The sequence below is a fragment of the Rahnella sp. RcJ3 genome (genome assembly GCF_009498575.1).
GTDB classification, from domain to species: Bacteria; Pseudomonadota; Gammaproteobacteria; order Enterobacterales; family Enterobacteriaceae; genus Rahnella; species Rahnella aceris.
The window spans coordinates 1-11,890 of record NZ_QSNX01000039.1; the positions used below are offsets into that span (position 1 = coordinate 1).

The following is an 11,890-nucleotide window of genomic DNA, read 5'->3' on the forward strand; positions in this document are numbered from 1 at the left end:
TGTCAGGGAAGTGAGAGAAAAAAGGTCGAAATATCCCTTAAAAAACAATGCCGGTCACCTTAAGTGACCGGCATTAAGCCACGCGGCTCGCCTTTTATATGCTAACAATTTGTCGTCAGACGACCATCGACAACAGCAGACATCCCGCCAGACCGCACAGGGAAATGATGGTTTCCAGCACAGACCAGGATTTGAAGGTTTCGACAATGCTCAGGTTGAAATATTCCTTGAACAACCAGAAGCCCGGATCGTTGACGTGCGAGAAAATCACGCTGCCGGAACCGACGGCGATCACCATCAGTTCAGGGCTGACGCCCGTGGTGGCGATCAGTGGCGCGGCAATACCGCCCGCAGTAATCGCTGCCACGGTAGCAGACCCCAATGCGATACGCAGAACCGCCGCAATGGACCAGGCCAGCAGGATTGGCGAGAGCGTGCTGCCGTCCATCAGAGCTGCAATGTATTTTTCAATACCGCTGTCCACCAGCACCTGTTTAAACGCACCGCCACCGCCGATGATTAACAACATCATCGCGATGATTTTGATGGAATCGGTCACAGTTGCCATCACATCTTCCATCTTACGGCCACGGTTCAGACCGAAAGTGAAGATAGCGATCAGCACCGCAATCAGCGTTGCCATCACCGGGTCGCCGAAGAATTCAGCATACGCCAGCACCGGATGCCCTTTCGGCAGGATCATTTCGCAAAGTGCGCGGAATGCCATCAGAATAACCGGCACCAGTGAAGTCGCGACGCTGACGCCAAAGCCCGGCATCTCTTCTTCCGTGAAGGTTTTCGGGTTAAACAGACCTTCAGGCACCGGTTTGTCGATACCTTTCAGGAAGCGCGCATACACCGGCCCTGCCAGAATCACCGTCGGCACCGCCAGCAGTGAACCAAACAGCAGTGTTTTACCCATATCCGCATGGAAAATCGTCGCAATCGCCGTCGGACCAGGGTGCGGAGGCAGGAACCCGTGTGTAACGGATAACGCAGCCGCCATCGGAACCCCGACATACAGCAATGGTAAACGCGCCGCCGCGGCCACAGTGAAGACCAGTGGCAACATCAGCACGAAACCGACTTCATAGAACAGGGCAAACCCGACGATGAAACCTGTCAGCACGATCGCCCACTGAATGTGCTCACGGCCAAACTTTTCGATAAGGGTGGTCGCGATACGTTGTGCGCCACCGCAATCCGCCAGCATTTTACCGAGCATGGCACCGAAGCCCATGATCAGCGCAAGACTGCCAAGCGTCCCGCCTACCCCGTTTTTGATCGAGGTGATGACTTTATCGACCGGCATTCCCTGCATAATCCCCACCGCCAGCGCGACAAGAATCAGTGCAATGAAGCCATTAAGCTTAAATCGGATCATAAGTAACAACAGCAGTGCGACACCCACCGCTACAATAACTAATGGCATATTCTTCCCCTCACGCTGTCACCCGGGTATGACTAAAAACCGGGTGAAGCATTGTTTTTAATTTTCAAGATGTTGTAGGAATTAACAGTGCTACGGGTACAGACCGCGACCGCTAAAACAGCAGTGCATTCCTTTGTGATATTAGTCACATCTCCATTTGTTACCGGTATCATGATACCGGTAACATGGTAATATTAGGACTCACTACGCAGTCAAAATGTTCATTTTGGGATAGAGATCATACTTATGGCAGGACAAAGCATCATTCTGATGGGCGTGTCAGGCAGCGGTAAATCCACCGTCGGCGCGGCACTGGCCCGTGAAATTAACGCGAAATTTATCGACGGCGATGATCTTCATCCCCGCGCCAATATTCAAAAGATGGCCAGCGGCACGCCACTGAACGACGATGACCGCGCGCCGTGGTTATTGCGTCTCAACGACGCGGCTTACAGCCTGCGCCATAAAAATGAAACCGGCATCATTGTCTGTTCTGCACTGAAGCGTCGCTACCGTGACGCCCTGCGTAAAGACAACGAAGGCATGGTATTCATCTACATGAAAGGCAGTTTTGAAGTGATTGCCGAGCGCCTTAAAGCGCGTGCCGGACATTTCATGCCGACCGATTTACTGCGCAGCCAGTTCGATGCGCTCGAAGAACCGGGCGAAGACGAACCGGATGTGTTGCGCGTGAATATCGATCACAAGTTTGAAGGTGTGGTAGATCGCTGTATCGCGGCTTTGAAGACGGTACAGAAGTAAGACTTTAAAAAGCCACAGGTGAGCCGTCGGTGGCGCAGCCAATTTGGATTCGGATGGAGCACAGGCCCCGGAGCGTACACGTAGTACGTGAGGAGGACGAGCACCACCCGGATTCAAAGTGGCAAGTAAACCAGGCTCAACAAATCAAATACTTCCACCCGCAGAAATCGTAAACCCGACATCCACCATTCTCGGCACCACTTCTTCGCCGCGAAGTCTCGCCAGCAGACGTTCGGCGGAGATTTGCCCCATTCTTTCGCGCGGTGTCAGCACGCTGGCGAGTGGTGGCTCCATCGCCTGCCCCATGTTGTGCCCATGAAAACCGGCAATCGCCATTTGTGAAGGGATTTTCAGCCCCTGGCGCTGACATTCAAAAAATGCGCCCGCCGCGAGGTCATCGTTGGTACAGAAAATACTGTCGATTTGTGGCCAGTCTTTTTGCGCCTGACGCAGTAATTCCGCGCCGCCACTGTAACTGGAAGAACGGCTGGTCATCACACTGTAAGGCTCCAGACCGGATTCACGCATCGCCTGTTCGTAACCCTGCTGTTTGATAATGGTTCGCTCATCCTGACGAGCGCCGAAATACACCACATGACGATGGCCGCGCGCGATAATTTGTTGCGTCATCTGCCGCGCGGCTTCGAAGTTGTTGAAGCCGACCGCCAGATCCACACACGGCGACACACAGTCCATCATCTCCACCACCGGAATACCGGCCACTTCAATCATCTTCAGCGTACGCGCGGTGTGATGGCGTTCGGACAAAATCAGTCCGTCGATATTGTAGGAAAGCAGTGAAGTCAGACGCTGTTCTTCGCGCTCCTGGCTGTAGCCGTAGTGCGCCAGCATGGTCTGATAACCGTGGATATCAGTCACGCTTTCGATGCCGCGCAGCACTTCCGCAAACACCTGGTTGGTCAGCGACGGCAGCAGCACACCGATGGCGCGGCTTTTAGCGTTAGAAAGAATGTCCGGTGCGCGGTTGGGGATGTAGCCCAGCTCGTCGAGCGCCGCAGAGATTTTTTCCTGCAACGCGCCGGAAACCTGTTCAGGGTTACGCAAATAACGGCTGACCGTCATTTTGGTGACGCCCACCTTGTCGGCAACATCCTGGAGTACGGGTCTTTTTTTCTTCATATTCATCAAAGAGATGGGCCGCTGAAAAGGTTAAGGGATCAGAGCGTGATGTTAGCAAACAATCGCGCAGGCGGATATCCGTTGCTGCGCGACATGAGAGGTTTATCAGGAAGGCAGGGAAAGCTGCCCGCGAACCGGTGCGCTGAGGTTCGCTGAGAGCTGGCCGGTCAGCAGCGCCATCGCGCGTTGTGCCAGGGTTTCCAGCGGATAGGCAATCGCCGGAACAGCAGAAACGCCCGGTGGCAGCGTACTGTCGAGACTGAACACCATCACATTTTCAGGCACGGCGCGCCCGTGCAGGGCGAGCTGACGGAGTGCATCCTGCGCGGTGGCATCGTCCGGCACCAGCAACGCATTGAACGGCACGTTCTGTGCCAGCAGTTTCGTCAGCGCATCTGCGCCGCTGTGCTCCAGCCGCCGGTCGTAAGGCAGCAGGAATTTCTCCAGTGCCAGATGATATCCCTGCAAGATTTGTCCGGCGGTTTCGCTGTTTTCCGCGTTGATCAGGGCAATCTGCCGGCGCCCTTGTTTGAGCACATACTGGCAGGCAGTTTCGGCGGCAAAGCTGCGGTCAAAGTGAATGCTGCGTGCTGAATCCGCATCCAGACAATCAATGGTGATCACGTTTTCCGGCAATGCCGGCAGCGGAAAACGCGCACCGATCACAATCATCGCATCGCACAGACCGCGGCCAATTTCAGCTACGGAATGCGTCAGGCTCGCTGCGTCGGTGGCAAAGCGCAGCAGCAGATACTTCTGATTCAGCCGCAACTCTTTTTCCAGCGCGTGGAGATAACCGGTGGACTGATTGATGTTTTCGGTCGCACAAATCACGCCGATACAACCGGTAGACTGCGTGGACAGCGACTGCGCAATCACGCTCGGTTTATATTGCAGTGTTTCCACCGCCTGCATCACAGCCAGGCGGCTTTCTTCTTTGACACCGCGGCTGCCACTCAGGACACGGGACACCGTCGCTTTCGACACCTTCGCCAGCCGCGAAACGTCGTTAATGTTTGCCATGTCTTTCCTTGTGTTAATCGAAACCGTTATTTTTAGACACCGCCGCGAACCATTCGCCGCTTTTCTTCACCGTACGCTTCTGCGTTTCCAGATCCAGCTGGATGAAACCATACCGGTTTTTATAGGCATTCATCCATGACCAGCAATCAATAAATGTCCACATGTGATAACCCAGGCAACCACTGCCTTCCTGCAAGGCGCGGTGCAGCCATTTCAGGTGCCCGCTGACAAACTCGATGCGGTAATCATCATCAATCCGCCCCGCCTGTTCAAAGCGCAGTTCATTTTCCACACCCATGCCGTTTTCGGAAATGAAACAGCGCGGATTACCGTAGTTTTCACGCAGATTGGTCAGAATATCGTAAATGCCCTGCTCGTAGATTTCCCAGCCACGGTGCGGGTTCATTTTACGTCCCGGCATGACATAGTTATCGAAGAACCATTCCGGCATAAACGGACTTTCCGGATTAACCATACTGTCGCGGCACTGAATACGGCGCGGCTGGTAATAGTTGATGCCGAGTAAATCCACCACACCCTGTTGCAGCAGTGCTTTATCGCCCTGCTGGCAGGCCGGAAGCTGATCGTATTTGTTCAGCAATTCCACCAGTTCCTGCGGATATTCACCGCGCAGCGCCGGATCGAGGAAGCTGCGGTTAAACATCAGGTCCGCAATGTTAGCGGCTTTCAGGTCAGCCGGATTCTGTGACCGCGGATAAGACGGCGTAAGGTTAAGAATAATGCCGATTTCACCGCCAGAATTGCGGGCGCGATAGGCCTTCACTGCCAGCGAATGGGCCAGCATAGTGTGATACGCCACGGTGGCAGCCCGTTTGAAATCCACCACGTTCGGGTAATGGAAATTATACAAATAACCGCCTTCCACCGGCACCACCGGTTCGTTGAACGTAAACCAATGCTTCACGCGGTCACCGAACAGCTCGAAACAGGTATCGGCGTATTTTGCGTAAGCCTGCACGACGTCCCGGTTTTCCCAGCCGCCGAGTTCCTGCATCGCCATCGGCATATCAAAGTGGAACAGATTGATAAACGGCTGTACGCCCTGCGCCAGCATTTCGTCGATCACCTGGTTATAAAACGTGACCGCTTCCTGATTCACTTCACCACGCCCGTTGGGGATCAAACGCGCCCAGGAAATCGAGGTGCGGAAGGTGTTGTGATTGAGCTGTTTCAGCAGCGCGATATCTTCGCGCCAGTTTTTGTAAAACGTCGAGGTATCCTGCGGACCGACGTCATTGTGAAAGCGCGTCGGCTGTTGTGAATACCAGTGATCCCACACCGTCGCGCTTTTTCCGTGGCTCAGGGTTTCACCTTCCGTCTGCGGCGCTGAACTGGCACTGCCCCACCAGAATTCTTTTGGAAATGCGTATTTCATCGTCATCCTCGCTGTCCGTTAGCTTTACGTTTTTAACTGAATTATTTGACTGTTTAGCTGTTTGCCGGCACGGCATTGCCCGCCGTCTGTGCCAGGGCTTTTTCCGCTTCCTGTTTCAGCAACGTACGTTCATAGGCTTTCAGGAACGGATAGTACATAACGGCTGATAACACCATACAGAACAGGCACATAATTACCGGGCTGAATGCCCAGTTTGCGGCCCATGACGCACCGATTGGCGCAGGCGTTGTCCAGGGTGTGAGCGAGACCACCTGCGCGACCCAGCCGAGTTTGGTGGCGGTGTAAGCAAAAATAGCGTTCAGCATCGGCACCAGCGTAAACGGCAGGAAGAATACCGGATTCATGATAATTGGCGTGCCAAACAGGATCGGTTCATTGATGTTAAAGAAGCTCGGCACCACCCCCATCCGGCCAATGGTGCGCAGGTGCACGGCCTTGCTGCACAGCAACAAAATCGCCAGCGGTAAGGTCGACCCCACGCCGCCAATTAACAGATAGTGATCCCAGAATCCTTGCAGATAAATGTGTGGCAATGGCGCACCGGCCTGCAACGCCGTCTGGTTGAGTGCCAGATTGGTCATCCAGAACGGGTTCATGATGCCGGTGACAATCAGCGCGCCATGAATCCCCGCAAACCACAGTACCTGACAGATAAACACTGAAATCAAAATCGCTGGCAGGGAATCCGACGCAGAAACCAGCGGTGCCAGCAAATGCATGATGGCTTCCGGAATAATCATGCCGGTGGTGGACTGAATAAACAGGTTCAGCGGGTGCAGCGTGGCGACAATCGCCACCACCGGGATCAGAATTTCAAACGAACGCGCCACGCCGGTCGGCACTTCTTTCGGCAGGCGGATGGTGATATTGCGGCGCTTGAGCAGCGCATACACTTCGGCGGCATAAATCGCCGTCAGGATCGCGGTGAAAATGCCTTCGCCGGAGAAATACTGCGTCGAGATTTGTTTGTCATGATACGGCGCAGCCACCAGCAGAAACGCCATAAACGCCAGTAAACCGGTCATGATCGGATCAAGCTTGTAGTGTTTGCCGAGGCTTGCGCCAATGCCTACCGAAATAAAAAACGTCATCACGCCCATGCTCAGATACCACGGCAACATCAGCTGCTCGCGGTATTTCAGCGACAGATCCAGCCACCCGCGCGCAAATCCCATGGTGGTATCCGGCGAGAATGGCGGGAAAATAAAGACCAGCATGAACGAACCGATAATCATAAAAGGCAGCGCAGCGATAAAGCCGTCGCGGATGGCGATCACATGCCGCTGCTGGCCAACGCTGCCCGCCAGGGGCGTGATGTGTTTTTCGATGACGTTAACCATCGCCTGATAAAGGCCACTCATACGCGGCTTCCTTCCTGTGCGATCAGGCCATAAGCGAAGTCGAGCACGTTATCGCCGCGCTGCATGCCGTAATCCATCATGTTGATGGTTTCGACCGGAATGTTGAATTCTGCCGCTCTGGCAGATAAATCAGCCTGCATGTAACGCACCTGCGGTCCGAGCAGTACCACCTGATAATCACGGAATTTTTCATCAAACTCGCTGGCACCGAATGCATCAATCTGCACCTCTTCTCCGCGTTCCGCCGCCACTTCTTTCATCTTGCGCACCAACAAACTGGTCGACATCCCCGCCGAACAACAAAGCATGATTCTTTTCATTTTGCTTCACTCCGAGATGATTAATGTTCTGCCCTTTTTAGCCTGTTGAGGGTATTTGAGGCTTTATGGAAACCGGTTTCCATGGCTTCAGGGAAAATGTGCGAACCTGTTCATAAAATTTCACGGTGATTGTCCGGCAATGTGAAACGTTTCACATTTTGCGCATTTTTCATTCGCGCAGTAAGAAACTCACGCTACAGGAAAAACCAGATAACAATTATCACGGAGGGATTAAATTACTCATCAGCAGGATATTTAAAACCGTCAAAAATCAAAATAAGACCTGATTAATATCACGCACTATGTGATGTTAAAAATTGATATGGAATGATTTTGTCGGTGGGAAATTAATCAATACATTGTCCGGCATTCACCGCTTATTATCTTTAAGGAATGCCTGATGCCGGCGTTTAACACCTGTAAAATTACACGATGTATTCTGCTGGCGTGTTGCCTGCCCAATATTGCCGTCATGAGCGCCAGTGCGGCAAATTACACCCTGCCACTGCTGCTGACGAACAATCAAAAGCTGACCTTATCCACCAAGGATAACGAAAATATTGTCGCCGATAACCCGTTGATAAAATATGGCATTATGGTCAATAACGGCGCAGAACTGACGTTCCTGGCTAACACGTTCAACGCTTCCGGCAGCCAGCTTGGCTCCTCGCTTGTCGCGCAAAATGGCGGTGTCATTAATATCGGGAAAGATTCCGTGATTAATAACAACAGTCAATCCGGGGAAATTTCCCATGTGGTGACGATACAAGATGCAGGCAGTGTTTTAAATATCAACGACGCGACCCTTAATTCTAACAGTGCGGCAGTGGTGATTAATAATAACGCCACCGCGAATATGATGAATACCACAATTAACGCCAATAATGCGGATAATGCCGTTGAGGTGAATAATGGCGCCACGCTGAATGCCACCGGGCTGACTGTTAATCATCTTTCGGGAATGTCCAGCAGTTCGGCAATAGCCATCAACAATGCCGATGCCACATTACTGAATACGTCAATTTTATCTCAGGTTCGCCAGGGGATAAGTATCGACGGGTCCGCTGACCGCTTCTCAAATGTCACTTATGATCGCGGAACCATCATCACAGAGAAAGATCAGAGCAATGCCGTGATATTGTCATTCGGTAATTTACAAATGAAGAATGTCGACATCCACACCTCCGGGCAATATGGCAACGGCGTGATGCTGGAAAACGACAGCAATGTACGGATCAACGGCGGATCCATTACCACGAAGGCGACGTCCACTAACGGCATAACATTCCTCGGCGCTAACAACCTGATTCTGGAAAATGAACTACTTATTTCCACACCGGGCAATGCCTCCGTCGGCCTGTCACTGAGCGGCGCCCCCATGACAGACGATCAGTGGCAAAACGTTCGCATTGATAACGCGACCATAAACAGCGGCAATATCGGCATCAGCAAGATTTACAACGGTAATGCGCAAGTGATCATCGAAAACGCCGCTCGCATTGTCGGTATTAACGCGGCCATGACCTTTGCCGATAACGGCATCAGTACGGTGAATGTCAGCGGCAAAAGCCAGATTATCGGCAATATTATCAATGCGACGACGGCGAAAACCGATGTCACACTGGATGCCTCCGTGCTGACCGGCTCGGTACAAAACCTCAATTCACTGGCGCTGAATAATCAGTCGGTGTGGAATCTGACTGGCGATTCCGTGCTCGGGGATTTATCGCTCGATAACAGCCTGATGAACTTCACCCAACCGCAGCAGGGGGCATTCCACACACTTACCGCCAGCACGCTTTCCGGCAACGGTGCCCTGAATTTCAACACGCAACTGGGCAGCGATAATTCCCCCACCGATTTACTGCATGTTCAGGGTAACGCCAGCGGCAATTTTGGGGTGCTGGTGCGCAATGCCGGGGGCAATGGTGCGCTGACGACAGGCGACGGGATCCGTCTGGTGCAGGTGGATGGGGATGACACATCGTCGCTGAAATTGCTGAGAAAAGTCAGTGCGGGGGCATACGATTATTATCTCTATAAAGGCGGCAGTACGTCGCCAAAAGACTGGTATCTGCGCACCTGGCTCGAGCCGGTGCCGCCGCCGGAACCAGTGCCTGATCCTGACCCGACCCCTAACCCGACACCGGAGCCCACACCGCAACCTGCACCCACACCTAAACCGGTGATCGCCTACCGGACGGATGTCGTGGGTTACATTGCCGCGCCCTTCCTTAACCGGCAGTACGGCTTTAGCTCAATGGGGTCTTATCACGAACGTACCGGCGATAGCGTCAAACGTGCTCAGGATGGCACATGGGCACGCGTCGGCGGATCGCATGATAATTATGATGTAGGTCGCTTCAGTTTTGACAGCGACATTCGTTATATCCAGATCGGCAAGGATTTGTATCAGGATGAGACACCGCGCGGGAATAATGTGCATGCCGGGGTGATGATTTCGCTGGGGGATCAGAAAACCAGCAGCTCGGACAGCGCCCGCGGGCTGGTCGGTGAATCCACCGATACCGGAGATGTGTCTACCGATGCTTACGGCATTGGCGGCTATTACACCGTGAAGACCGACAGCGGCGCGTATCTGGATTTCGTCGGGCAAGTCACCGATTACCACACCGAATTCCAGAGTGAAACGGAAGCTAAACAGGACGGCTACGGCGTGGCGCTTTCAGCGGAAAGCGGCATTCCCTTTGCAATAACCCAAAGCTGGAGGCTCGAACCCCAGGCGCAGGTGATTTATCAGTATCTGCATATGAGAGGGTTCAATGACGGTATTGCCGCGGTAGCGAAAACCGCCGACAACAGCGTACAGGCACGCGGCGGTTTGCGGCTTTCTCATCAGCCTCAGGTAGATCAGCCCAACATTACGCCATACCTGAATATCGACGCGGTATCGACGCTCAGCGATGCGCCCGCCGTCACCATCGGCAGCACTGAGATTTCACCTGATTTCTCGCAAAGCGCCTGGAAAGCAGGTGGCGGGATCACGGCGCCATTGAGTAAAAATGCATCGTTTTACACCAGCGTGAATTATCAGCGTGGCTTTGACGGAAAACAGGAAGGTTACCGGGGCAATATCGGTATTAATGTCAGCTTCAAATGACGAATGAATGATGCAAAAAAAGGCGATGCCGGAGCACCGCCTTTTGCTTTTGACTTCACCATGATCAGACTGGCGGCAGGTCAAACAGCAGAATTTCGCTGTCTTCCTCTGCGTGAACGGACAATTCCGTTTCATCCCAGATCGCCAGCGCATCACTCTGCCCGGCTTTCTTACCGTTGATGGACACGGTGCCTTTTACCACCTGGATCCACACGCGGCGGTCAGCCTGAATCTGATAAACCGACTGTTCATCTTTTTTCAGCGCCCAGCGGGACAACTCCATATCCTGGAACACTTTCAGCGAACCGTCGCGGGCATCCGGTGAAAGCACTAACTGGCGCCCCTGCGGCGCATCGAACATACGCTGTTCGTAACGCGGTTCCAGCCCTTTTTGATTCGGGATAATCCAGATCTGATAAAGGTGCAGTTTACGGTCGCTGTTACCGTTGTATTCAGAGTGTGTCACCCCGGTCCCGGCGCTCATAATCTGGAATTCCCCCGCCTGGATCTGTTCTTTATTGCCCATGCTGTCCTGATGTTCCACGGTGCCTTCCAGCACATAGGTCAGAATTTCCATGTCTTTATGCGGATGCTTACCAAAACCCTGTCCTTCATCGATAAAGTCTTCATTGATCACCCGCAGTGCGGAGAATCCCATGAATTGTGCATCGTAATAATCGGCGAAAGAGAAGGTGTGCCAGCTTTCCAGCCAGCCGTGACTGGCGTGACCGCGTTCTTGTGCCTGACGTAAATAGATCATGTTCAACTCTCCTCAATGTTTTCTCTAGTCTAGTCAACGCCTGAGAATAAGAAAGCGTAAAAACTTCACCCCTCTGTTCAAAAAATATGAACAAATGCAGGTGACTCAATCCAAAGGATTTGAGGAAGGTTGAGGTAAATTGTTCTTGTACAGGTTGCTTAATTACCCATCGGTACAATACTCAAAGAAGAAACTCCTTAAGGTAAATTAATGTGACATCTGTTTCCGGTAATTATCATGATTAACCGCCGCGAGTTGATCGCGGGAATAACCGGTGGTGTAGTGTCGGCGGGATTATTTAAAGCCGTTGAAATTAATCCGGATAAAATGATTAGCGCGAGTAACATTATGGCGTTAAGAAATCTCTCTGCGCCTGCTGACCGGACCTGCGCGATGGTTTTGGGATATTACTTTGCCGGAGATGGTGCGCCAAAACTGGTTTACTGGGATGCGAACAGTGAGAAAGAGGCCAATCAGGGCTAATGCCGATCGTTTAAGGATCAGTTGACCGATCCGGTGGCTCGTGTAAAAAGGGTTCATGCTCATCATGGACC

10 protein-coding genes are annotated in these 11,890 nt (G+C 52.7%); 3 read left to right on the forward strand and 7 right to left on the reverse strand.

Going from position 1 to position 11,890, the window contains the following annotated elements; all coding sequences use genetic code 11:
* Positions 1-115: 115 nt before the first annotated feature.
* Positions 116-1,432 (reverse strand): gluconate transporter, encoded by a 1,317-nt coding sequence (gene gntT / locus DXU84_RS24515; protein ID WP_013573545.1) that lies wholly within the window; start codon positions 1,430-1,432, stop codon positions 116-118.
* Between the two features lie 246 nt (positions 1,433-1,678).
* Here gntT and DXU84_RS24520 point away from each other — a divergent pair, with 246 nt between their 5' ends.
* Entirely contained in the window at positions 1,679-2,194 is a 516-nt protein-coding gene (locus DXU84_RS24520) for a gluconokinase (RefSeq protein WP_013573544.1), read from the forward strand.
* A 144-nt stretch (positions 2,195-2,338) separates the two neighbouring features.
* On the opposite strand, the gene gntR is transcribed toward DXU84_RS24520, so the two are convergent.
* From gntR to DXU84_RS24545, 5 genes are all read right to left on the reverse strand, one after another.
* Positions 2,339-3,334, reverse strand: a complete 996-nt coding sequence (gntR, locus tag DXU84_RS24525; RefSeq protein ID WP_014411484.1) for a gluconate operon transcriptional repressor GntR — start codon at positions 3,332-3,334, stop codon at positions 2,339-2,341.
* 105 nt (positions 3,335-3,439) lie between these two features.
* Complete coding sequence (locus DXU84_RS24530; RefSeq protein ID WP_013573542.1) at positions 3,440-4,357, reverse strand: LacI family DNA-binding transcriptional regulator; 918 nt, start codon at positions 4,355-4,357, stop codon at positions 3,440-3,442.
* A 13-nt stretch (positions 4,358-4,370) separates the two neighbouring features.
* A complete protein-coding gene (locus DXU84_RS24535) occupies positions 4,371-5,753 on the reverse strand; it encodes a glycoside hydrolase family 1 protein (protein ID WP_153376825.1) in 1,383 nt (460 codons plus the stop codon).
* 53 nt (positions 5,754-5,806) lie between these two features.
* Complete coding sequence (locus tag DXU84_RS24540; protein ID WP_013573540.1) at positions 5,807-7,135, reverse strand: PTS cellobiose transporter subunit IIC; 1,329 nt, start codon at positions 7,133-7,135, stop codon at positions 5,807-5,809.
* Complete coding sequence (locus tag DXU84_RS24545) at positions 7,132-7,455, reverse strand: PTS sugar transporter subunit IIB (protein WP_013573539.1); 324 nt, start codon at positions 7,453-7,455, stop codon at positions 7,132-7,134. Before DXU84_RS24545 ends, DXU84_RS24540 begins: the two co-directional genes overlap by 4 nt.
* Positions 7,456-7,855: 400 nt before the next feature.
* On the opposite strand from DXU84_RS24545, the gene DXU84_RS24550 reads away from it, so the two are divergent.
* Complete coding sequence (locus DXU84_RS24550; RefSeq protein ID WP_153376826.1) at positions 7,856-10,576, forward strand: autotransporter outer membrane beta-barrel domain-containing protein; 2,721 nt, start codon at positions 7,856-7,858, stop codon at positions 10,574-10,576.
* Positions 10,577-10,640: 64 nt separating this feature from the next.
* Here the strand turns inward: DXU84_RS24550 and DXU84_RS24555 are convergent, their stop codons facing one another.
* A complete protein-coding gene (locus DXU84_RS24555) occupies positions 10,641-11,336 on the reverse strand; it encodes a pirin family protein (protein WP_153376827.1) in 696 nt (231 codons plus the stop codon).
* 237 nt (positions 11,337-11,573) lie between these two features.
* On the opposite strand from DXU84_RS24555, the gene DXU84_RS24560 reads away from it, so the two are divergent.
* Positions 11,574-11,819 (forward strand): hypothetical protein, encoded by a 246-nt coding sequence (locus DXU84_RS24560; protein WP_228389062.1) that lies wholly within the window; start codon positions 11,574-11,576, stop codon positions 11,817-11,819.
* Positions 11,820-11,890: the final 71 nt, after the last annotated feature.